This is a genomic window from Ruegeria sp. YTSA108 (assembly GCF_059610185.1).
In genome coordinates this window covers 17,368-37,711 of the sequence record NZ_JBXWND010000012.1, presented here as the reverse complement: position 1 = coordinate 37,711, position 20,344 = coordinate 17,368, and the positions used below count along the sequence as shown (strand labels likewise).

General features: G+C 54.0%; 25 protein-coding genes and 1 tRNA gene. 15 read left to right on the top strand and 11 right to left on the bottom strand.

Going from position 1 to position 20,344, the window contains the following annotated elements:
• Together mlaD and AC2FHW_RS15860 are read left to right on the top strand one after the other, a co-directional pair.
• Positions 1–453 carry an outer membrane lipid asymmetry maintenance protein MlaD gene (gene mlaD, locus AC2FHW_RS15865; RefSeq protein WP_496703388.1) on the top strand — a complete coding sequence of 151 codons (453 nt, stop codon included), beginning with the start codon at positions 1–3 and terminating at the stop codon, positions 451–453.
• Entirely contained in the window at positions 450–818 is a 369-nt protein-coding gene (locus AC2FHW_RS15860; protein ID WP_142638127.1) for a DUF2155 domain-containing protein, read from the top strand. The genes mlaD and AC2FHW_RS15860 overlap by 4 nt, the downstream gene beginning before the upstream one ends.
• On the opposite strand, the gene aat is transcribed toward AC2FHW_RS15860, so the two are convergent.
• The 4 genes from aat to AC2FHW_RS15840 all read right to left on the bottom strand — a co-directional run bounded on the left by aat (position 773) and on the right by AC2FHW_RS15840 (position 3,993).
• Positions 773–1,405, bottom strand: a complete 633-nt coding sequence (gene aat / locus AC2FHW_RS15855; protein WP_142638129.1) for a leucyl/phenylalanyl-tRNA--protein transferase — start codon at positions 1,403–1,405, stop codon at positions 773–775. The genes AC2FHW_RS15860 and aat overlap by 46 nt on opposite strands.
• A 48-nt stretch (positions 1,406–1,453) precedes the next feature.
• Entirely contained in the window at positions 1,454–2,803 is a 1,350-nt protein-coding gene (gene accC, locus AC2FHW_RS15850; RefSeq protein WP_271950374.1) for an acetyl-CoA carboxylase biotin carboxylase subunit, read from the bottom strand.
• Positions 2,804–2,812: 9 nt separating this feature from the next.
• Positions 2,813–3,304, bottom strand: a complete 492-nt coding sequence (gene accB, locus AC2FHW_RS15845) for an acetyl-CoA carboxylase biotin carboxyl carrier protein (RefSeq protein WP_142638133.1) — start codon at positions 3,302–3,304, stop codon at positions 2,813–2,815.
• 152 nt (positions 3,305–3,456) lie between these two features.
• A complete protein-coding gene (locus AC2FHW_RS15840; protein WP_142638135.1) occupies positions 3,457–3,993 on the bottom strand; it encodes a helix-turn-helix domain-containing protein in 537 nt (178 codons plus the stop codon).
• Between the two features lie 223 nt (positions 3,994–4,216).
• Here AC2FHW_RS15840 and AC2FHW_RS15835 point away from each other — a divergent pair, with 223 nt between their 5' ends.
• The 5 genes from AC2FHW_RS15835 (at position 4,217) to AC2FHW_RS15815 (ending at position 10,120) form a co-directional block, all read left to right on the top strand.
• Positions 4,217–5,515 (top strand): helix-turn-helix domain-containing protein, encoded by a 1,299-nt coding sequence (locus tag AC2FHW_RS15835; protein WP_281995802.1) that lies wholly within the window; start codon positions 4,217–4,219, stop codon positions 5,513–5,515.
• Between the two features lie 78 nt (positions 5,516–5,593).
• On the top strand, positions 5,594–5,974 hold the full coding sequence (locus tag AC2FHW_RS15830; protein WP_142638139.1) for a response regulator transcription factor: 381 nt from the start codon (positions 5,594–5,596) through the stop codon (positions 5,972–5,974).
• A 2-nt stretch (positions 5,975–5,976) separates the two neighbouring features.
• Positions 5,977–6,273 (top strand): hypothetical protein, encoded by a 297-nt coding sequence (locus AC2FHW_RS15825; RefSeq protein WP_496678364.1) that lies wholly within the window; start codon positions 5,977–5,979, stop codon positions 6,271–6,273.
• Entirely contained in the window at positions 6,273–8,951 is a 2,679-nt protein-coding gene (locus AC2FHW_RS15820; RefSeq protein ID WP_496690132.1) for an ATP-binding protein, read from the top strand. The genes AC2FHW_RS15825 and AC2FHW_RS15820 overlap by 1 nt, the downstream gene beginning before the upstream one ends.
• A 77-nt stretch (positions 8,952–9,028) precedes the next feature.
• On the top strand, positions 9,029–10,120 hold the full coding sequence (locus AC2FHW_RS15815; RefSeq protein WP_271950367.1) for a FliM/FliN family flagellar motor C-terminal domain-containing protein: 1,092 nt from the start codon (positions 9,029–9,031) through the stop codon (positions 10,118–10,120).
• A 7-nt stretch (positions 10,121–10,127) separates the two neighbouring features.
• Here AC2FHW_RS15815 and AC2FHW_RS15810 read toward each other — a convergent pair whose 3' ends face one another.
• Genes AC2FHW_RS15810 through AC2FHW_RS15795 form a run of 4 tightly spaced genes read right to left on the bottom strand, consistent with a single transcriptional unit; the run spans position 10,128 to position 12,321 of the window.
• Entirely contained in the window at positions 10,128–10,559 is a 432-nt protein-coding gene (locus tag AC2FHW_RS15810) for a protein tyrosine phosphatase family protein (RefSeq protein ID WP_142638147.1), read from the bottom strand.
• A gap of 9 nt (positions 10,560–10,568) precedes the next feature.
• Positions 10,569–11,000 (bottom strand): DUF6691 family protein, encoded by a 432-nt coding sequence (locus AC2FHW_RS15805; protein WP_271950365.1) that lies wholly within the window; start codon positions 10,998–11,000, stop codon positions 10,569–10,571.
• Positions 11,000–11,422, bottom strand: coding sequence for a YeeE/YedE family protein (locus tag AC2FHW_RS15800; protein ID WP_142638151.1), 423 nt, complete (start codon positions 11,420–11,422; stop codon positions 11,000–11,002). Before AC2FHW_RS15800 ends, AC2FHW_RS15805 begins: the two co-directional genes overlap by 1 nt.
• Positions 11,423–11,457: 35 nt before the next feature.
• Entirely contained in the window at positions 11,458–12,321 is an 864-nt protein-coding gene (locus tag AC2FHW_RS15795) for an MBL fold metallo-hydrolase (protein WP_142638153.1), read from the bottom strand.
• Between the two features lie 246 nt (positions 12,322–12,567).
• Here AC2FHW_RS15795 and AC2FHW_RS15790 point away from each other — a divergent pair, with 246 nt between their 5' ends.
• The gene (locus tag AC2FHW_RS15790) at positions 12,568–12,783 is read left to right on the top strand and encodes a hypothetical protein (protein WP_142638155.1); all 216 of its coding nucleotides are present in this window, start codon (positions 12,568–12,570) and stop codon (positions 12,781–12,783) included.
• 9 nt (positions 12,784–12,792) lie between these two features.
• Here AC2FHW_RS15790 and AC2FHW_RS15785 read toward each other — a convergent pair whose 3' ends face one another.
• Complete coding sequence (locus AC2FHW_RS15785; RefSeq protein ID WP_142638212.1) at positions 12,793–13,011, bottom strand: carboxymuconolactone decarboxylase family protein; 219 nt, start codon at positions 13,009–13,011, stop codon at positions 12,793–12,795.
• 162 nt (positions 13,012–13,173) lie between these two features.
• Here AC2FHW_RS15785 and AC2FHW_RS15780 point away from each other — a divergent pair, with 162 nt between their 5' ends.
• A complete protein-coding gene (locus tag AC2FHW_RS15780) occupies positions 13,174–13,440 on the top strand; it encodes a DUF2312 domain-containing protein (protein ID WP_142638157.1) in 267 nt (88 codons plus the stop codon).
• A gap of 22 nt (positions 13,441–13,462) precedes the next feature.
• Here the strand turns inward: AC2FHW_RS15780 and AC2FHW_RS15775 are convergent, their stop codons facing one another.
• The gene (locus tag AC2FHW_RS15775) at positions 13,463–14,020 is read right to left on the bottom strand and encodes a hypothetical protein (protein ID WP_496707551.1); all 558 of its coding nucleotides are present in this window, start codon (positions 14,018–14,020) and stop codon (positions 13,463–13,465) included.
• A 499-nt stretch (positions 14,021–14,519) separates the two neighbouring features.
• Between AC2FHW_RS15775 and AC2FHW_RS15770 the strand changes: the two genes are divergently transcribed.
• Positions 14,520–14,595 (top strand) — tRNA-Thr (locus tag AC2FHW_RS15770).
• Positions 14,596–14,657: 62 nt separating this feature from the next.
• Here the strand turns inward: AC2FHW_RS15770 and AC2FHW_RS15765 are convergent.
• The gene (locus tag AC2FHW_RS15765) at positions 14,658–15,005 is read right to left on the bottom strand and encodes a hypothetical protein (protein WP_496822207.1); all 348 of its coding nucleotides are present in this window, start codon (positions 15,003–15,005) and stop codon (positions 14,658–14,660) included.
• Between the two features lie 83 nt (positions 15,006–15,088).
• Here AC2FHW_RS15765 and AC2FHW_RS15760 point away from each other — a divergent pair, with 83 nt between their 5' ends.
• From AC2FHW_RS15760 to AC2FHW_RS15740, 5 genes are all read left to right on the top strand, one after another.
• Complete coding sequence (locus tag AC2FHW_RS15760) at positions 15,089–15,910, top strand: phage Gp37/Gp68 family protein (RefSeq protein WP_496822206.1); 822 nt, start codon at positions 15,089–15,091, stop codon at positions 15,908–15,910.
• A gap of 21 nt (positions 15,911–15,931) precedes the next feature.
• Entirely contained in the window at positions 15,932–17,143 is a 1,212-nt protein-coding gene (locus AC2FHW_RS15755; RefSeq protein ID WP_496822205.1) for a three-Cys-motif partner protein TcmP, read from the top strand.
• Between the two features lie 38 nt (positions 17,144–17,181).
• Positions 17,182–18,624, top strand: coding sequence for a dGTP triphosphohydrolase (dgt, locus tag AC2FHW_RS15750; protein ID WP_496822203.1), 1,443 nt, complete (start codon positions 17,182–17,184; stop codon positions 18,622–18,624).
• Between the two features lie 8 nt (positions 18,625–18,632).
• Positions 18,633–19,412, top strand: coding sequence for a hypothetical protein (locus AC2FHW_RS15745; protein ID WP_496822202.1), 780 nt, complete (start codon positions 18,633–18,635; stop codon positions 19,410–19,412).
• Between the two features lie 251 nt (positions 19,413–19,663).
• Positions 19,664–20,236 carry a recombinase family protein gene (locus AC2FHW_RS15740; RefSeq protein WP_496822200.1) on the top strand — a complete coding sequence of 191 codons (573 nt, stop codon included), beginning with the start codon at positions 19,664–19,666 and terminating at the stop codon, positions 20,234–20,236.
• The last annotated feature ends 108 nt before the right edge of the window (positions 20,237–20,344 follow it).

Genomic DNA, 20,344 nt, shown 5'->3' with positions numbered 1-20,344 from the left:
ATGTCATCTTACAAAGTTTCAGAAGTTTTGGTCGGAGGCGCCGTCCTGGCCGGGGCAATAGCGTTTGGCGTCTATGCGAGCCAGTCGACAGGCCTGTCCCAGGGCGGTTCTGGTTATGAGCTTAACGCCTCTTTCCGCTCGCTCGAAGGCGTCGGCGTCGGAACGGACGTGCGGCTTGCCGGGGTCAAAATCGGCACCGTGACAGGAGTGGCCCTGAACCCGGAAACCTATCGGGCGGACACGACTTTTGCGATTTCTGATGGAATTCTGGTCCCCGATGACAGTGCTATCGTGATCTCATCCGAAGGGTTGCTGGGTGGTAACTTTGTAGAAGTCATGCCAGGCGGATCGCTCTTTAACTTTGAGCCGGGCGATCAGGTCGAGGATACACAGGGCGCAGTCAGCCTGATTTCGCTTTTGGTTAAGTTCGTCGCCGGAGATGGCGGCGAATGAAGCGATATGCTCTGATCGCGGCAATACTGGCAGCCTCTGGGGTAGCGGCACAGCAAAAGGTTCAATCCGGACCGGGTGCAATGCTCAGAGGGCTGGATAAGGTCAATGGCCAGACCGTTGATGTCGAACTGCAAAACGGCCAATCCAAGACAGTCTTTGGGCTGGATGTCGCACTGGGTGATTGCCGCTATCCTGCAGATAACCCAACAGGGGACGCGTTTGCCTACCTGACCATTTGGGAACAAGGCGGAACGGATCAGCTCTTTGATGGGTGGATGATTGCCACCTCGCCAGCCCTGAATGCGCTTGATCATTCGCGCTATGACGTCTGGGTGATCCGCTGTATCACGCCATCCGGCGATTGATCGAGATCAGCAGAGAAATCTGCTGCAATAGTCACTGCCTCTTCCAGCGCGTTCCGATACTGTGCCCGTGGCACCTCAATCGCACCGAGCGAGGCGAGATGCGCGGTTAAAAACTGTGTATCGAACAGTTTGAACCCGCAGGACCGCAACCGGTCGACCAAATAAGCCAGTGCAATTTTTGAGGCATCCTTGCGTCGGGAAAACATGCTTTCGCCAAAGAAGGCAGCGCCAAGAGTAACGCCATAAACGCCCCCAACCAAATTCGGGCCGTCCCAGATTTCCAGTGAATGGGCGTGACCGGATTGGTTCAGCTTTTGGTAAAGGGTGCGAAGTTCCTGATTGATCCAGGTATCCGTGCGATCAGCGCAGCCATCAACAACTCCGGGAAAATCCCTGTTGATTGACACCGTGTACCCACAGTTCCGAATCCTGCGGGCCAAGCTGCGTGAGATGTGAAATCCGTCCAGAGGGAAGATGCCGCGAAACTTAGGATCAACCCAGAACAGGTCCGGATCATCGCGATGTTCAGCCATCGGGAAGATACCGATGGAATATCCATGGAGCAGTAATTCCGGGGAAAGGCTCATGCCAGGCGCCTCAGGGTCGGAAAGCGATAACCTTCCGACCCAGCAGAGTTAGTCGGCCATATTCTCCGCAAGCCAGTGCTCCAGCCAGTGGATGTTATAATCACCGCTTTGGACGTCACTTTCTTGCAGAAGTGCGTGGAACAAGGGAACCGTCGTGTCGATTCCGTCCACGATCAACTCACCCAATGCGCGTTCGAGACGGGCCAGTGCTTCGGGCCGGTCGCGGCCCTGCACGATCAGTTTGGCGATCAGTGAGTCGTAGTAGGGCGGGATCGTGTACCCGTCATACAACGCTGAATCCATCCGCACACCCAAACCGCCCGGCGCATGATAGGCCGAGATTTTTCCGGGGCAGGGCGAGAAGTTTGGCAATTTCTCGGCGTTGATCCGAACCTCGATGGCGTGACCATTGATTTTCAGATCATCCTGACCGAATGACATTGGCTGACCAGCGGCAACGCGGATTTGTTCGCGCACCAGATCTACGCCAAAGATGCCCTCAGTGACCGGGTGTTCGACCTGTAGGCGGGTGTTCATCTCGATGAAATAGAAGTCGCCATTTTCGTACAGAAATTCGATCGTACCTGCACCGATATAGTTGATCTTGGCAACCGCATCGGCACAGACCTTACCGATCCTTGCGCGTTCTTCGGGGGTGATGCAGGGGCCGGGTGCCTCTTCGAATACCTTTTGGTGGCGGCGCTGCAGGGAACAGTCGCGCTCGCCCAGATGAACCGCTTGGCCCTTGCCATCGCCAAAGACCTGAATCTCGATGTGGCGCGGCGTGGTCAGGTATTTCTCAATATAGACCTCGTCATTACCAAAGGCGGCTTTGCCTTCGGCGCGCGCGGTCATAAAGGCGCTTTCCATCTCATCCGCACTCATCGCGACTTTCATGCCGCGTCCGCCGCCACCGGCGGTGGCCTTGATGATTACAGGATAGCCGAATTCTTCACCGATCCGCTTGGCTGCGGCCAGATCCGGCACGCCACCATCTGAACCAGGCACACAGGGAACGCCCAAGGCCTTCATCGTGTCCTTGGCGGTGATCTTGTCACCCATCACGCGGATATGCTCAGCGGTGGGTCCAATGAAGGTGATGTCGTGATCTTCGACGATCTGCACAAACTCGGCATTTTCAGACAAAAAGCCGTAGCCTGGGTGGATCGCCTGAGCGCCAGTGATCTCGCAGGCTGAGATGATCGCAGGCACCGACAGATAGCTTTGTGGGCTGGGCGGGGGGCCGATGCAGACCGATTCGTCCGCCATGCGTACATGCATCGCGTCACTGTCTGCGGTTGAATGGACGGCGACTGTCTTAATCCCCATCTCGCGTGCGGCGCGGATGACGCGCAGGGCGATCTCGCCTCGGTTGGCAATCAGGATCTTGTCGAACATGGGGCCGCCTTACTCAACAATGACCAGAGGAGTGCCGAATTCCACAGCATCGCCATCACCCACCAAAATACGCTTGATAGTGCCGGATTTTGGCGCGTGGATGTGGTTCATGGTTTTCATCGCTTCGACGATCAGCAGCGTGTCGCCTTCGGAAACACTGGCACCGACGGAGATGAAGGACGGCGCACCCGGCTCGGGCTGCATGTACACGGTGCCGACCATGGGCGAAGTCACAGCGCCCGGATGGCTGGCTGGATCGTCACTTGCTGTGGGTGCTTCAGCTGCTGCAGGTGCGGCTGCCGGGGCTGCGGCTGGCGCGGCCGCCGGGACCGCAACCTGGACCGGAGCGGCGACGGGTGACATGCGGCTAACGCGTACGTTCAGGCTGTCATCTTCGCCATAATCGCGCTTTACCTGCAACTCGGTCAGGTCGTTTTCCCGCAGCAGTTCGGCCAGTGCCTTGATAAACGCCACATCCGCTTCGTGTTTGGTATCTGTCATGAGTGTCCTCGACGGTTCCCCTTTGGCCCGTCTGTTTCGCGCGGGCTTTGGTCTGATTACGCAGCGTTATAAGCTAAGCGTACGGCCATGAAAAGCACAGTCTCGGCCTGTCAGATGGGGGTTTTGCTGAAGATTACCAGTGGTAAACAGCGCTACAGCGGCATTCCGGAGAGTTTCGCAACCAGTTCAGGCAGTTTACGTGCCCCGAATTTTTCAAGCAGCCGCGCACGGTAGGCTTCGATTGTACGATAGCTCAGGTTCAGTTCCGCACCGATTTCCTTGGCCGACAAGCCCTTGCAGGACAGAATGGCAACCTCGCGCTCACGGCTGGTTAGCTCGACCAAAGGGCGTTCCTCGGAAATATCCGAAAAACTCCAGATGCCATGGCGGAAAGGATCTTCAGGTGTTAGCGAACGTCCGCGCGCGCGGCACCAGAATAAGTCGCTATCACGGCGACGCATGACCCTTTCATCCGTGTAATATCCGGTGTCGCGCATGATTTGCAGGCTCCGTGCGCCGATACGTTCCCAATCTGCGACAGAAGGGTAGAGGTGTAGCAGGGGCATGTTGCGGTAATCGGCCTCTTCACCGCCGAAAGTGCGTGCGAACTGCAGATTGCACCGGCGGATCACGCGGTTCTCCAACTCGACCAATCCGATCGGCGCATATTCAAAGGCTGGGTCGCTCATATGTCCATGGTGCAGGTGTTTTTCCGAAAATAGAAGGGGAAGGCCTGTGATTTTCGAAATATGCAAATGGGTTACACCGTGGTCCGGGTGTTTGGAACTGCGGGATGCGTTTGTGAAGAAAGTAAATTGCTCAAGAAAATTAATTGCTAAAGACTTATATTTAAATAATAGTTTTGAAAATGCTTCTGAGGTTGACCAAAGGAGCCAGCGGAAAAAGAGGAAAATTTTGCGGGACACGTTAACAGGCAGCCGTATTCGCGAAAGGCGGCAGATCGCAGGATTGCGTCAGGCCCAGCTTGCACGGCAGGTTGGAATCTCGGCATCCTATCTGAACCTGATCGAGCATAACCGCCGCAGGATCGGAGGAAAGCTGCTGGTGGATATCGCTGCGGCCCTGACCGTTGAGCCTTCGGTGCTAACCCAGGGGATCGAGGCGACGCTGATTTCTGCGCTGCGCGAGGCTGCGGCAGATGCTGTTGGCCAGAAAGCCGAAGTGGACGGGCTTGAGGAGTTCGCAAGTAGGTTTCCAGGGTGGGCGGGCGTTTTGGCGCAAATGCACAGCCGAGTGGTGTCGTTAGAGCGAACGATTGAAACCCTGTCGGATCGTTTGACGCACGATCCGCATCTGGCAGCATCCATGCACGAGGTCCTTTCGACAGCCGCCGCGATTCGTTCCACCGCTGCCATTCTTGCTGAAACGCAAGAGATTGAACCCGAGTGGCAAGACCGATTCCACCGGAACCTGCACCAGGATGCCGAACGGCTGGCCGATAGCTCCAAATCGCTGGTGGCCTATCTGGATGATTCCGAGGGGGCCGAGGATCGTCGCGGCGTCCCTCTGGAAGATGTCGAAGCATTTTTTGACAGGCATGATCACCATTTCCCGGAAATCGAAACCGGAGGGGGAAGCGCGGATGTTAATCTGAATGAGATTGATTCCTCTGCCGCGCGAAAAGTGGCGCGGGATATTCTGGACGTCTACGAATCCGACGCTCGGCTTTTGCCTCTGGATGCGCTCAAAGGGGCTTTGGATCGGGGAGTTACAGATCCTTTGCTTTTGGCAACAGAGTATTCAGTCGACATCGCCACCGTGCTGAGGCGGCTGGCCGCCTTGCCCAAAGGGTATTTGTCGCGCCCGACCGGGCTGGTGATATGTGATGCCTCAGGCAGCATTTTGTTCAGCAAATCGGTGCCCGGTTTTGCCATGCCCAGGTTCGGCGAGGCGTGTCCTCTGTGGCCGCTGTTTCAGGCGCTGAACCGGCCGCTGGTTCCGATCCGAAAACGGATCGTTCAGTTGGGGCGAACGGCCGCGGAATTCGATTGTTATGCCTATGCCTGGCCGCAATCCATTTCCGGCTATGATGATGCGCCGGTTTATCGTTCTGTCATGCTGGTTCGATCCGTCGAAGAAAGCCCTCAGGGCAGTCAGGCGGTTGCCCATGTTGGCCCAAGTTGCCGGGTCTGCCCCAATAAGGACTGTGAATCGCGCCGAGAGCCCTCGATTCTGAGCGAAGGTTTTTGACAGTTTCGTGACACTGCGCATAAGCTGTTTCGGACAGGTTGACAGTGGTGCAGCCCGTCTCGGGGAGGAATGAAATATATGAGCCGAAAGGTTCTGTTGATCGAGGATGAGCCGAACATTGCTGAAGCCATTCGGTTTTTGCTGACCCGCGAGGGATGGCAGGTTGAAACGCATGCTGAAGGGACGGATGCGCTGCTGGTGATTCAGGGCGCGAAGCCCGATCTTGTGATTCTGGATGTGATGCTGCCGGGCAAAAGCGGGATGGAGATTTTGCGCGACTTGCGCGAACTCGAAGAACTGCGAAATCTTCCGGTTCTGATGCTAACGGCTCGTGGCCAATCGAAAGATCGTGAGATGGCCGAGAATGCAGGGGTCAGCCGGTTCATGACAAAGCCGTTTTCCAATGCAGAAGTTCTGACCGCCGTCCGCGATTTGCACGCGCAGGCCTCGCGGTCATGAGCATGCAGGACGACCGCCAACCATCTGGTGCGCGGCCGTCGCTGTTTCTTGAGCGCCAAAGTTACCGCCGACGCAGGCTAACCGACGCCGCCCGTTTATTGCCTATATTGGGGGGCGCGCTGATTGCGATTCCGTTGCTGTGGCCGCGTGGGGGCGATGCAGCGGACGGAGTGCCGCTGTCTTCTGCGATTCTCTATATCTTCACATGCTGGGCGGTTTTGATCGTTGCCAGCGTTCTCTTTGGGTTCGCCGCAAGACGCATATCAACCGGCGATGATTCCGAGCCAGGTCAAGACTGATGGCAACGCTGAACGTGCTGATCCTGGTTTGTTTGGGCTATGTGGTGCTGTTGTTCAGCGTCGCATTTGCCGCCGACAGAATGGCCGCGGCGGGCAGGGGGGCGTGGCTGCGATCTCCGTTGATCTACACGCTGTCGCTGTCGATCTATTGTACCGCCTGGACTTTTTATGGCGCGGTAGGGAACGCCGCCCGGTCGGGGCTGGAGTTCGTAACGATCTATCTGGGACCCACGTTGGTCATGATCTGTTGGTGGTGGGGATTGCGCAAGCTGGTTCGGGTTGGCCGCAGCCAGAGGGTGACCTCAATCGCCGACCTGATTTCGTCTCGCTATGGCAAGTCGAACACTCTGGCGATTTGCGTCACAATTCTGGCCGTGTTGGGCGGGACGCCCTATATTGCGCTGCAACTTCAATCCATTACGCTGTCATTCTCAATCTTTGCCGAGGCCGACCCAAGCGGTCTTTACCGCGAAGGGTCCAGTGTGTTCTGGGTTGCGGCGGGGCTGGCAGTGTTCGCCATTCTGTTCGGTACCCGCAATCTGGATGCCAACGAACGCCATCATGGCGTTGTCACGGCCATCGCATTGGAATCTGTCGTTAAACTTTTTGCGCTGCTGGCCGTGGGCATTTTCGTTGTCTGGGGTATAGCCGGAGGAGTCGGTCCGATGATGGACCGCATCGATGCCTCTGAGATCGGGCAGTGGAATGTGAATGCCGGACGCTGGACCACGTTTATATTTTTATCGGCTGCGGCCTTTGTGTGTCTGCCGAGGATGTTTCAGGTGATGGTGGTGGAGAACGCCGATGAAGGGCATCTGAGGACAGCCGCATGGGCCTTCCCCCTGTATCTGCTGTTGATGAGTCTCTTTGTCGTGCCAATCGCGGTCGTAGGATTGGACCTTTTGCCCGAAGGATCGAATCCGGATCTGTTCGTGCTGACGGTGCCCCTGTCGCAGGGCAATGAATGGCTGGCGATGCTGTCCTTTATTGGCGGCTTTTCATCCGCCACATCGATGGTGATTGTCACGGCAATGGCCCTATCGACCATGGTGTCAAATCACGTCGTGATGCCGATCTGGTTTAGCCGGCAGGAGGGCGCTGGCGCCGTATCCGGTGATGTCCGCAATGTGGTTTTGCTGTCCCGGCGGATTTCAATCGCCGTGATCATGGTGCTTGGGTTCTCGTATTACCGCATTTCCGGCGGCGGGGCCGCGCTGGCCTCGATTGGTCTGGTGGCCTTTGCCGGGATTTCCCAGATTTTGCCTTCGCTGGTTGGCGGGCTGTTCTGGCGCGGGGCGACGCGAACAGGGGCTCTGATCGGACTGACGGTCGGGTTCTTGTTGTGGATCTACACGCTGTTGTTGCCCGGCATGGGCAGCGCGATTATGTCGGATAGTGTCCTGCAGAACGGACCGTTCGGATGGGGCTGGTTGCGCCCGCAGGCCTTGTTCGGGATCGACGGAATGGACCCGATGGTGCACGCTGTGTTGTGGTCGCTGTCGCTGAACACGCTGGCATTTTGCGCGGCCTCTTTGCTGAGTTTTCCAAGCCCGCTCGAACGTTTGCAGGGGGCGCAATTCGTCAACGTATTCGACCATTCGGTTGCGCTGCGCGGTTGGACCGGATCGGTAGCGCAAAGCGAAGACCTGATGATCATGACCCAGCGCATTTTGGGCGCAGGTCCGGCGCAAGAGTTCTTTCAGGCGCAGGCGGAACAGCAGGGTGGGCGTTCCAGCCTGCCCGAACCTACGCCTGGGTTTTTGGAGCGGTTGGAACGTGAACTCAGCGGCTCGGTCGGGGCGGCGACAGCGCATGCGATGATCGGGCAGATTGTTGGTGGTTCCTCCGTTTCGGTCGAGGATTTGCTCGCCGTGGCCGACGAATCCGCGCAGATGTTGGAATACTCCAGCCAACTGGAAGCGAAATCCGCTGAACTCAGCCGTACGGCGCGCCAACTGCGTGAGGCGAACACCAAGCTGACGCAAATTTCCGAACAGAAGGACGGGTTCCTCAGCCAAGTCAGCCACGAATTGCGAACCCCCATGACCTCGATCCGAGCATTTTCCGAGATCATGCGGGATACCGAAGGTCTGACCAGCGAAGAAAGAACGCGTTACGCTGCCATCATCCATGACGAGGCGCTTCGGTTGACACGGCTGCTGGATGACTTGCTGGACCTGAGCGTTCTGGAAAGTGGGCGAGTCAATTTGAACAAGAGCGGTGACACCCTGCGGTCGGTTTTGGATCGTGCTGTGTCCAGTGCCTTGGCTGGAACCAGCCAGAAACTAACCGTCCGGCGGTCGAAAACCTCCGAACGCGTTCTCCTGCATACGGATTTGGACCGTCTGGGGCAGGTGTTTATCAACCTGATTTCGAACGCTCAGAAATATTGTGATGCCAAAGAACCGGTTCTGACCATTTCCGCGCATGATGTCGGCGGACAAGTCGTCATTGATTTTGCTGATAACGGCACCGGCATTCCCCCGGATGCCCGGCAGATGGTTTTTGAGAAATTTGCCCGCGTCGGAGGCGACAAGGCAGGTGGTGCGGGGCTGGGATTAGCGATCTGCCGTGAGATTATGCAAAGACTGGGGGGCGATATCAGCTACTTGCCCGGCCATGGTGGGGCTGCGTTCCGGGTCAGGCTGCCACAGGCCTACCGACAGGCTGCGCAGTGACGGCTGTATAAACAGGTTGGTAACTATCGCCGGGTTAGACCTGAAAGAGAATGCAGGAACAATCAGCGGTTTTAGGCATGACGCAATCTGTCAGCGCGGCTCTGGCGCGCAAGCTTTCGATCAGTCAGGAGGAAAAGGGTGACAAGCCTCGCTCGATCCTACGTGCGCTGCGTCTGGCTTTTGCTCGCGCGGCAGAAGATCGTTTGCAGCTGCCGTTGTCGGTAATCGGCGCCAAACAATCCTGTCGGCCACCAGGTGGGCTGACACAGTCTTTGGATGAGGAATGGATATTGCTGCTCTTTTCAGGCTCTGACAGCAGCTTGGCTGCGATCTGCATGGATATAGGGTTAGTGTCGGCTGTCGTGCAGGCTCAGACAATAGGCGAGGTGATGCCGGGAGCGCCTTCTGCGCGGGGGTTCACCGATACGGACGCGGCCATGGTGTCCCCTTGGATCGAAGAGGGGCTGTCCCGCGCGGCATCACTTGTCGAAACGGCGAGTGACCGCATGTGCCTGATCGGTTTTGAATATGCTTCGCGCCTTGCGGATCTGCGAACTTTGACCCTGGCGATGGTGGAAGAGGAATACCGAGTTTTTGAACTGACAGTCGAACTTGGCGGTGGGCTGAGACAAGGTCAGCTTTCAGTACTGTTGCCCATCCGACCGGCTGAAACGGCCGAGACGGAGGTGATTCATGATGAGCCAGAGGGCAGGCTTGATCAGGCATCGGGCGTGTTGAGGGCAGATTTGAATACGGTGGTCTGCCGGATGCCCTTGTCCCTGGCGACGCTGACAGAACTGGTGGTGGGGGATGTGTTGCCATTGATCGGGGCGCGGCTGGATCGTACCGAGATTGTGGCGATCGACCGCAGCCGGGCCGCGATCGGACGGCTCGGCCAATGCGGAGGATTGCGTGCGGTGCGCCTGAACGAAACCTACCAAACTCAGACATTTTCCCAGCCCGAAGCAAATGAGTTCCTTGAGGCGAGTTCAGCCAGTATACACGAAGAGGGGCCAACCGAACACGGGCAGGAAATAATGCCATTTTCCCCCGGCGCGCTGGGCCAAGAGGGGACAGAATTGAACCTCGAGAATTCGGAACACATGGTTGCCGAGATATCTCAACTGGCTGGTTTATCAGGGGATGAAAGCGCGCTGAAAGGCAGTTAGCAGACGCTCAAGTCACTGATCTGCGTATTTCTTCCAAGGTTGGACGCAGGTTGTCCAACGCATAGCCTGCCTTGGTCGTCGCCTGAAGGATGTCTTCGGTGCTCATGCTTTCGCACTGCCCCAATGCCCAGATCACAGAACAACGCGTGCCCGATGCACAATATGCGAGAACCGGACCGGCACAGGATTCTGCGAGGTCACGTTGCAAGGAGACGTTTTCGGGCGTCATGGTCTGATGCGTCAGCTCTAGCACTTCGTATTCCAACCCGGCAGCACGCACGGCCTGTCCGATAGCATCTGACTGGAGATCCTCGGGAACTTCGCTGTTCGGCCGGTTGCAGATCACTTTGACAAAGCCTGCCTCGACAATAGTGGGAACATCCTCGACCGAAATTTGCGGCGAGACGGCATAGCGGGGGGTTATCGGTCGAATCTCCATGGCTACTGCTTAGGTCGCGTTTACGGTTCTGTCCAGTTTAGCACTTACGGCAGGAGCTGCATACATCCCTGCGAGCATGGAAACCAGAAACACAACGCCTCCGGTCCCGCCATACGTAAGAGACGCGATGGCTGGACCGGGACACAGTCCCGCTAATCCCCATCCCATGCCAAACATGACCGATCCGATGACAAGGCGGCGATCCAGTTCATGCTGCACCATTGTCGGGAAATTCCCACCCGACAGCGGTTTGCGATCTGGAACCAGCCTCCATGCGATCATCATGGGTACAATGGCTCCCCCCATCACAAATGCGAGTGTCGGATCCCAGTTGCCGAAAATATCCAGCCACCCCTGCACCTTGGTTGTGTCAGTCATGCCGGAAATCAACAGGCCTGCTCCGAACAAAGAGCCCGAAAGAAGCGATATCAGATTGCGCATCAGATCAACCCCCAGACATGGCGAAACAAGGCCAGCGTCACTGCCCCGGCCGCAATGTAAAGGATCGTTGCCACGATCCCGCGCACCGAAAACCGGGAAATGCCGCACACCCCATGTCCAGAGGTGCACCCGTTGGCAATTCGTGTCCCGATACCGACAAGCAGCCCAGCCCCGATCACAACCGTCAAATTCGAGGTCAGGTTTGTCTGCGGCCCCGGCGACAAAAACAGGCTTAGCATCAACGGCGTCCCAATCATCCCAGCGAGGAAATACAGCCGCTCGGCCGAGCGGTCAGAGCGATCGACAAGCCCTCCCAGGATACCGCTCGCCCCCATTACACGACCGTTTCCAAGCAGGTAAACTGCTGCGCCAAGACCAATCAACAGGCCGCCTACCAGTCCCCATATCCATTCTGAATACACTGATTTGTTCCCCCAAGAAGTTCGGCTCTAGCCGTCTAAAGTTTGTTCACTGGTAGTTTCAGGAACACGTCGCCATTCTCATCCTCAGGCGGCATCTGACCCGCCCGCATATTGACTTGTAAAGAGGGCAGGATCAGCCGCGGCATGGCCAAAGTGGCATCGCGGGCGTCGCGCATTTCAACGAATTCCTCGATAGGTCGACCTTGCCCGATATGCACGTTCAAGGATTTTTGCTCTTCAACAGTTGTTTCCCACGCAAACTCGTCCCGCCCAGGAGCTTTGTAGTCATGCCCGACAAAGATGCGTGTCGCATCCGGCAGTGAAAGGATCCTCTGGATCGAGTTGTACAAATCTCCGGACGATCCGCCGGGAAAGTCGCATCGCGCAGTGCCAAAATCCGGCATGAACAGCGTGTCTCCGACAAATGCCGCGTCGCCGATGACATAGGTCATGCAGGCGGGCGTATGCCCGGGGGTGTGCAAGACGTCACCTCTCATTTGACCGACATGAAATCCGTCGCCGTCGCGGAACAAGGCGTCGAACTGGCTACCATCGCGCTGAAACTCGGTACCCTCGTTGAAAATTTTCCCGAAAGTTTCCTGGATGGCGACGATTTGATCACCGATGCCAATCTTGCCTCCGAGTTTCTGCTGCAAATAGGGGGCTGCTGAAAGGTGGTCGGCATGGACATGGCTTTCCAGAATCCATTCGGTTCGCAACGAATTGGATTGGACATATCTGATGATCTCATCCGCAGATCGCGTATTGGTCCGGCCGGATGCGTGATCGAAATCCAGAACACTATCTATGATCGCGCAGGCATCGCCTTCAGGATCCTGAACCAGATAAGACACCGTGAATGTCTCTGCGTCAAAAAATGCTTTCACTTTGGGCGTCATGGTTTCCTCCGCCGGTTAGGTCTTAGTCATATATTAATAACGGAATGTGAAGCAATCAACATTTGGTGATTTGATGCCGGTCAAGGCAAAAGCGGCAAAGTTGGGCTAAAATTCTGGCATCCTGCGAAAGCGCGCCGATGTTTGGGGGCGGTCGGGCGAATTTTCGCGCGATAGAATAACCGAGTGATGTAAGTCTTAAAACCGTTACTAAACTATAGGTAACTGATGACATTTGGGAGGATGGATATGCCGAGGATCGATTTGTATTCCGAAGCCGAACAACTTGAGAAAAAACTGAAGGGCGCCAGTGTTGATACCCGCCTTGCCCTTCAGCCCAGTGTCACAAAGGTCATCGAGAAGATGCGTCTGCAGGGTGTTGAGGTTCCTGCGCGCCTGCGCCGCCTGGATGCGGCCCTGTGCGAGGACGTTATGGAAGCGCGTTTCGACAATCTGCCGGTTTGATGGCCGCAGTCAACCGAACGAGATTCCAAGTATAACCAGCATAAGACCTATCACCGACAAAAAGAGCGCGCCCATGTTCCAGGGCAGCACCCGTTGAACAACGGCGCGCAGTTCATCATCAGACAGGCCGGATTTGCGCGCTTTCATTACGTGCAGAATGCACCAAACCAGCCCAGCCAGACCGATAAGTGACAGGGCGGCACCGCCCCAGGTGATGAATTCGAACATCGTTTTCCATCTTTCAACGTCTGACCTGAGCGCTTAACTGATCGCGCTGGCCCGCACAAGCGAGACTGGTTTTTTGCATGCTTGCGGCTTGGCTCGCACCGATGTATCCCGCTTGTTGCCCACCTTTTCAGCATGACAAACCAGCCTCTGGGAGAGACTTAGATGGAAGAGAATACCGAAGATCAGGCCGCCGCGAATTACCGTGTAACCGCGGGTGAGCTGCGCCAGTTCATCGAACGGATCGAGCGTCTGGATGCGGAAAAGAAAGATTTGGCGGAGCAACAAAAAGAAGTGATGGCCGAGGCAAAAGCGCGGGGCTACGACACCAAGGTCATGCGGAAAGTGATCGCATTGCGCAAACGTGACAAAGACGACATTGCCGAGGAAGAGGCGGTGTTGGAAATGTACAAAGAAGCGCTGGGAATGTAACGGCTGCTTTCCCGCTATAGACTCAAGGTCTTAGAACCTGCACTCCGGGCATGGACTCAAGTCGGTCCATGTCCTGCGCATATAATTCTGCAAACGCGTCGACGATTTCCATGCTCCAATCTGGCAGATCAAGCTCTTCTGTTGTGAGCTCGGTTTTGGCGTGTTCCTCCAAAACCGTGGCAAGGTCGTCACGCAAATGTTCGTCCTGTTCCAGGCTTTGATCAATCAATGCCAGACCTTTGGATTTGCCTGAATCGTCTAGAAGTGACAGCAGTAAATCAAACTCATCAACCAGCGTGTTGTCCGAGGGAAGGGCCGCGATTGCACGGATTATATCTCCCCAGATCAGTGGTGCGTCCTCGTTGCTCCAGAGTGTGATTTTGACATTGGGCGCAAGATCTCTGATGTCCTCGACCATGCTGATCCAGCTGAGGCAGCTGATATCGGTACTTCGCATTTTGTCGAGGCGACTCTGTTCAGGTAGCGACATCAAAGCTTTGGGAATAAATCTGCCAGGGCTTAAAAAACCCATACAAAGCTCAATTTCGTGGTCAGGAAAGGACTTTTCAAGCAACTCCATTCGGCGTCCCGCATTTGGGTATAGCTGCCCGTCGTCCAGCGCATTTCCAACATCGCCTGCAAAGCTGGCGCATGAGTAAATCAAACGATCGACCTTCGGAGCCGATCGCAACCCAGCCCGAAGCATTTCCATTGCGGCACCGATTTCATCCTGGTTTTCAATGGCAGCAAAGGCGGGTTCGAAAATTTGCCGATAACGGCGCGGGCCAAATACGGACGCACCATTTTGATGCAACGCGCCGGTGTTGCGTTGAAGGGACCGCAATACGAGACCTTCATCGGTGAACGCAGCACCTGCGTGGATTGCAACCTGCATATTCGGTTTTTACCCTCGCGTTCGTGCACATTATCTGCTGGGTTACAGGCTGTACTCCGCACAGTCAAACCAGGCGGAGTAAATTCTCTGGGCCAGACCCAGTGCCATGAATACAGAAAATCGTTAAGCGGCGGCAAAATTCTGTCTTGAAGTCCGTAACAAGAGGCATTAATCGACACCAAGTGCCCCTATAGCTCAGCTGGTAGAGCAACTGATTTGTAATCAGTAGGTCCGCGGTTCGAGTCCGTGTGGGGGCACCACTAATTTCAAAAAAAGATAAATATATCTTGGATTTGCATGTGATTGACTTTCTTCAATCCACCTATCCGTCCACCTTTGAGCAAGCGATTTTGCGGGTTCTTTCTACATTGACAGGCGGAATGTGGCGGTCGCAAAAGTCTGGCTCAATGGCCGGTGTCGTGCAAAAACTAAATTTTGCAAAGTATTGCTCCTGACGGACGAAGAGAAGAGGAGCCATTGGTCGGAGCACCGAGCTCGAAAGAGAAAAACAAAACACACACACGACAGCTTTGCGATAAGGGTGTACTTGAAATCTTTTTCTGAAAAGTGTTTCGCAAGGGGCTTTCTCATTCGTCTGCGTGAGAACAAACTTGCAACTTTTTTGCCATTCTACGATGGTGTGGCGGTGAGGCACTGCTTTGTTTTCCATTGTGTCGAGGTCGTTACATTTGAGCTGCAGTCCAAGCTGCTGGTGGCCAGTCTCAAAACGGACATCAGGCTTGCCACGCTGAGGTGTTTTTGCCTGTTGAAATCAAGAGCTGTTTGAGCACGGAGATTGTTTTGTCAGATATCGAATGGACTGACACAACTTGGAACCCTGTTGCGGGGTGCACAGCTGCATCAAGTGGTTGTACGAATTGTTACGCGATGCATATGGCTCTCCGACTGGAAGCCATGGGGATGGAGAAGTACCAAGGGCTTGCACGACGTTCAGGCAAAAAGACCGTTTGGACAGGCGCTATAAATCTGGACGAGAAGTCCTTGGAAGCTCCTCTGAAGTGGAGAAAACCGCGAAAAGTTTTTGTAAATTCCATGAGCGATCTCTTTCATGAGAGGGTGCCTTTCGAGTTTGCCGAAAGAGTTTGGCGCACGATGGAGCGGACACCACACCATCAATATCAAATCTTGACTAAACGACCTGAGCGAATGCTTGAGTTTACGAAGGACCACATGAAGACTGTGCTTCCAAATGTTTGGTTGGGCACGAGTGTCGAAAATTTTGAAACATCAGAAAGAGTTTATGCCCTTTCAAAAATCCCTGCAGCTATTCGGTTTATTTCTTTTGAGCCTCTGATAGCACCTGTAGGACAGGTTGATCTGACCGACATTCACTGGGCAATTGTTGGCGGAGAGAGTGGGGCTCAAGCGCGCCCTATCAAGGAAGAATGGATTGAGGAGATCTATTCGCTTTGCCAGCGTTACGGGACAGCATTTTTCTTTAAGCAGTGGGGCACTTGGGGAAAAGACAACAAGAAACGCTCTAAGAAAGCCAATGGAAGGCTATTTCGAGGTAAGGTTTGGGAAGAAATGCCAGCAACTGTGGCGTCTCCATAAGGTTTTCGGAGAGCCGCCGATATGGTTAAGAGAGAGTATGATTGGGAAAACGGCGCGAAAATCGGGCCTCACTCAAAGATCAAGCTTGAGATAATCAAAGAGTACATCCACGAGTACGTTCGTGTTCGGTGCAGTCTGCCTCAACAAGAGCGGTTTAGGCTGTCCTTTGTGGATGGGTTTTGCGGAGCTGGGGCTTACGACTGCGGTACCCTAGGTTCACCTTTGGTAGTGCTGCAAACGCTGAAAGCAGTCAGTGCTGAGATCAACCTTCGAAGGAAAATTGATGGCTTCAAACCCATCTCCTTTGAGTTTTTCATGTATTTTAATGACATATCTCCAGTTGCCATTCATGTGTTGCGGGGCAGTGTCAATGGCTTCTTGGAGGAGCATCAGTCTGAACATCATGACGCAACATTTCATGTTGACTACTTTGAAGGTGATTTCGGGCAGAACCTTCCAAGCATCTCGCAAAAAGTTCTCGCCTCAAAGGTTCGAAATACCATATTTAATCTTGATCAATATGGTCATGCTGATGTGTCTGAAGCGCATCTTAGGACTGCTCTCTCCCTGACCCGCTCTTCTGAAGTGTTTCTCACTTTTTCCATCAAATCCTTTTTGGCATTCATTAGCCCTGCCAGAAGGCAAGATAAGAGAATATTCGATGGCCAGATTTCAGAAATCTCGCTTCACAAAAGCAAGAAGGAATGGCTCGCAGCAGTCGAAAAGGTTGTGTTCGAGGAGTTTCAATCACTAGCAAACTTTGTCAGCCCATTTTCGATTAACAATCAGGGCGGCTGGGAGTATTGGCTCGTGCATTTTGCAAATTCTTTTCGGGCCAGGCAGGTTTACAACGACATCTTGCACCGGAAGAAAAACTCGCAAGCCCATGTCGGTCGGTCAGGCTTACAGATGCTGAGGTATAATTCAATCGAAGACACCTCTTTATACTTGTTCGATGCGAACTCACGCAGGGGGGCAAGGGAAGAGCTCTTGACCGATATTCCAAAGTTTATCACAGACTGCATTCCCGAAGCCTCAGTATCGGTCGCAGACTTCTTCGACCAAACATACAACCAAACACCCGCTCACTCTGACGATCTCAACAGTGCATTGATAAATTCGCCGGACGTTGAAGTTCTTACTGCAACAGGCGGAAGGCGACGAAAGCCCCAAATGATCAAACGAACTGACACGATCTGCTTAGCGCCACAAAAAACATTTCATTTCCTTTGATCAAAAATCGAAGGCCACAAAACATTCAGGAGAAAGTAATGGATTGGAAGAAATTGATGTCCGCGACCCGCCGTAAGGACATGCACGGTGACGAAGGACAACCCCTGAATGCGGGTGGTGATCGCACGGAAATTGAACGTGACTACGACCGGGTTCTTTTTAGTACTCCTGTTCGACGCTTGGCCGACAAGACACAGGTGTTTCCGCTCGAAAAAAATGATAGTGTAAGAACACGCCTCACCCATTCTCACGAAGTATCGAATATCGCGCGGAGTATCGGTGTTGCCCTTGCCCACCGATCTGAAACTAGTTTTGTTTCAGGCGAGTTCCAACGCGATCTACCCGCAATTCTTGCTACTGTTGGCCTCGCGCACGACATAGGCAACCCGCCGTTTGGGCATCAAGGCGAGTATGCCATTGGTGATTGGTTCAAAAAGAACGAGGAAACAGCATTCAAGTTCCTCAACTGCGAGAACTTGATACTTCCTGCCAATGTAAAGCAGCGCATGCAGCTCGACTTTAAAAAGTTCGAAGGCAATGCCCAAGCACTTCGCGTGCTCACCAAACTCCAAATTATGAATGATAATTTTGGACTAAATCTAACCTGTGGCGCTTTGGCTGCTCTTATGAAGTATCCTGGGACCTCGGAAAATCAGGACAAGTCCAAAATCGCTACTAAGAAGTTCGGCTGTTTTCACTCCGAGCTGGATGTTGTGGCCGACATCTGGAAGGAAACTGGGCTTAGAGAAGGGCTGCGCCACCCATTGACGTACATAATGGAGGCCAGCGATGACATTGCTTACTCTGTTTTGGATGTAGAAGATGCGGTTAAGAAAGGACTGGTTTCTTACAGAGATTTGATCAGCCATCTTGAAGCTGGGGCTAACGGCGATCCAGAAACAGATGAAGTGATCAAGGATGTTTGCAAGCGGGCAGAAGCACAGCACAAAAAGCACAGAGACGCGAAACTATCGCCGAGTGAAGTGAATGATCTTTCCACTCAGATGTTCAGGGTTTTCGCCATCGGCGCCATGGTTTCTTCCGTAATCGAAGCTTTCATCGAGAAGCAATCTGAAATCGAGGCAGGCGGATTGAAAGACGATCTCGTCGCTGTATCAAGTGCTGCGTTACTTTGCGATAAGCTCAAAGATTTTGCATTCGCCAATGCCTACAAGCACAGAAGCGTTCTCGAACTGGAACTAGAAGGTCACAAGGTTATTCATTCAATCATGGACATGCTTTGGCCTGCTATTGTTAGCCGGGGTGATCCGCAAAAAGAGACCAAGGGGCATCCCGGATCACCCTACGAGAAATATGCATATGGGCGTATCTCGGAAAACTATAGGCGGGTTTTCGAAAGCCCAAACGAAAAACTTCCGCTTGGTTATCGTCGGTGCCAATTGCTTGCAGACATGGTCTCTGGTATGACCGACAGCTTCGCACTAAGCTTTGAGCGAGAACTTCGAGAGCTTCGCTGCTGAGGAGATGGATGAAACCTGCACTTGACCAGAAGGCGGCCAAGAAGCGCATACGGCGTTTCTTCGATGAGCCAATGGCCGAACGTAGAGCCGTTGCTCGCTTCATCGACGAAGTGTCGGTTTGTGCGGATGTTTTTGTCTTCGGCGGAGCGCTTAGAGACATTTCTCTACTCGGTGCTCCGCATTTCAGCAGCGATGTGGATACCGTTGTACAGGTGCATGACAACGAAGCCTTCATGGAAATCTTGGGTCGGCATGAAGCGATCCAGAACAAGTTTGGCGGGCATCGTGTTCGTTTCGGAAGGTGGAATTTCGACGTTTGGGAAGTCGCTCGAACTTGGGCGTTTTCAACGGGTGTGGTTGAAGCTCGCGGACCCCTTTCTCTCCTTGAAACAACATTCTTTAACTGGGATGCAATTCTATACGACTGGCGTTTTGGGTCGCTTCATCACGGACAAAATTACTTTACGGATTTGTCTGATAAATACTTGGAGCTTGTGCTTGAGGATAATCCGAATACCGTTGGGGCCCTAGTTCGTACTTTACGGACGCTTAGCATGTCTGATGAAATACTGGCCGGACCACGGCTTTCTAAATTCGTCAAAGATCAGTTTGGGAAAATCTCTGACCAAGAGATACTGTCTTATGAAGTGCATAGCTTTACGAGCAATCGGCTGTCTGACGAATTGCTTTCAGAGATGAGAGCTCGGGCTTGTGATTGGGATATAGGTTTGCCATTCCATTGGCTGCCACGAAAGCAACTGTCTCTGTTTGACAGACAAGTTAACTAAGCCCTACGGGTATTTACCTTGTTTTAATAATTGTCGTGGTCAGCGAATATCCGCTGTGGGCTTGCAACGGTTGCGAGGTGCGGCGTGTCCCGATTACAGCAATGGGCCGCTGACGTCGAAACTTGTCCAATAGGGCTTGCCCTAGTGAGGCAGGAATGATCTGTGGAAAGGGTGTCTCATTAGGATGTTTATTGATTTTTGAGACAAATGCTCCATATTGTTTAAGAGCCATATGAGACAGGAGCGCCAAAATGCTGATCGGCTATGCCCGAACTTCGACACTAGACCAAAAAGCCGGTCTGGAAGCGCAACGTGACGAACTTGAGACTGCTGGTTGCGAAAAATTGTTTGAGGAGCAGGTATCATCCGTGGATGTAAGAGCGCGAGAAAGGCTCGCTGAAGCGTTAGATTATGTGCGCGAAGGCGACACGCTGATCGTTACCCGGTTGGACCGGCTAGCGCGATCAGTGCCGCACCTCTTGGAGATACTGGATAAGCTGACAACCAAGGGTGCAACACTCCGCATCTTGGGTATGGGCACCGACACAGGCACACCGACTGGTAAGCTGATGCTGACAGTCTTAGGCGGCATCGCCGAGTTCGAACGCGAGATTATGTTGGAGCGTCAAAGAGAGGGCATCGCCAAGGCGAAGGCCGCCGGGAAATACAAAGGACGAAAGCCAACTGCCATGGCTCGGTCTAAAGAAGTTTTGGAATTGCACGGAGCGGGCTCAGGAGCCACGGAGATAGCCAAGAGACTTGGGATCGGGCGAGCCTCAGTCTATCGCATTCTATCCACGAAGACGGATGCTGAGCTCGCCTAGCGAACGACTTGACGCAAAATCAGTTCAGCTCAATTAGGTGAAGCGAACTCAAGTTCACCGACTTTACATTCTGGCTGAAGAAAGAATGCGGACTTTCGTATCGCCTGG

Excerpts from the sequence above, each read along its gene's own strand:
- mlaD (WP_496703388.1), top strand. The coding sequence starts at position 1 with ATGTCATCTTACAAAGTTTCAGAAGTTTTGGTCGGAGGCGCCGTCCTG.
- AC2FHW_RS15860 (WP_142638127.1), top strand. The coding sequence starts at position 450 with ATGAAGCGATATGCTCTGATCGCGGCAATACTGGCAGCCTCTGGGGTA.
- aat (WP_142638129.1), bottom strand. The coding sequence starts at position 1,405 with ATGAGCCTTTCCCCGGAATTACTGCTCCATGGATATTCCATCGGTATC.
- accC (WP_271950374.1), bottom strand. The coding sequence starts at position 2,803 with ATGTTCGACAAGATCCTGATTGCCAACCGAGGCGAGATCGCCCTGCGC.
- accB (WP_142638133.1), bottom strand. The coding sequence starts at position 3,304 with ATGACAGATACCAAACACGAAGCGGATGTGGCGTTTATCAAGGCACTG.
- AC2FHW_RS15840 (WP_142638135.1), bottom strand. The coding sequence starts at position 3,993 with ATGAGCGACCCAGCCTTTGAATATGCGCCGATCGGATTGGTCGAGTTG.
- AC2FHW_RS15830 (WP_142638139.1), top strand. The coding sequence starts at position 5,594 with ATGAGCCGAAAGGTTCTGTTGATCGAGGATGAGCCGAACATTGCTGAA.
- AC2FHW_RS15825 (WP_496678364.1), top strand. The coding sequence starts at position 5,977 with ATGCAGGACGACCGCCAACCATCTGGTGCGCGGCCGTCGCTGTTTCTT.
- AC2FHW_RS15820 (WP_496690132.1), top strand. The coding sequence starts at position 6,273 with ATGGCAACGCTGAACGTGCTGATCCTGGTTTGTTTGGGCTATGTGGTG.
- AC2FHW_RS15815 (WP_271950367.1), top strand. The coding sequence starts at position 9,029 with ATGACGCAATCTGTCAGCGCGGCTCTGGCGCGCAAGCTTTCGATCAGT.
- AC2FHW_RS15810 (WP_142638147.1), bottom strand. The coding sequence starts at position 10,559 with ATGGAGATTCGACCGATAACCCCCCGCTATGCCGTCTCGCCGCAAATT.
- AC2FHW_RS15805 (WP_271950365.1), bottom strand. The coding sequence starts at position 11,000 with ATGCGCAATCTGATATCGCTTCTTTCGGGCTCTTTGTTCGGAGCAGGC.
- AC2FHW_RS15795 (WP_142638153.1), bottom strand. The coding sequence starts at position 12,321 with ATGACGCCCAAAGTGAAAGCATTTTTTGACGCAGAGACATTCACGGTG.
- AC2FHW_RS15790 (WP_142638155.1), top strand. The coding sequence starts at position 12,568 with ATGCCGAGGATCGATTTGTATTCCGAAGCCGAACAACTTGAGAAAAAA.
- AC2FHW_RS15785 (WP_142638212.1), bottom strand. The coding sequence starts at position 13,011 with ATGTTCGAATTCATCACCTGGGGCGGTGCCGCCCTGTCACTTATCGGT.
- AC2FHW_RS15780 (WP_142638157.1), top strand. The coding sequence starts at position 13,174 with ATGGAAGAGAATACCGAAGATCAGGCCGCCGCGAATTACCGTGTAACC.
- AC2FHW_RS15775 (WP_496707551.1), bottom strand. The coding sequence starts at position 14,020 with ATGGAGTTGCTTGAAAAGTCCTTTCCTGACCACGAAATTGAGCTTTGT.
- AC2FHW_RS15765 (WP_496822207.1), bottom strand. The coding sequence starts at position 15,005 with ATGGAAAACAAAGCAGTGCCTCACCGCCACACCATCGTAGAATGGCAA.
- AC2FHW_RS15755 (WP_496822205.1), top strand. The coding sequence starts at position 15,932 with ATGGTTAAGAGAGAGTATGATTGGGAAAACGGCGCGAAAATCGGGCCT.
- dgt (WP_496822203.1), top strand. The coding sequence starts at position 17,182 with ATGGATTGGAAGAAATTGATGTCCGCGACCCGCCGTAAGGACATGCAC.
- AC2FHW_RS15745 (WP_496822202.1), top strand. The coding sequence starts at position 18,633 with ATGAAACCTGCACTTGACCAGAAGGCGGCCAAGAAGCGCATACGGCGT.
- AC2FHW_RS15740 (WP_496822200.1), top strand. The coding sequence starts at position 19,664 with ATGCTGATCGGCTATGCCCGAACTTCGACACTAGACCAAAAAGCCGGT.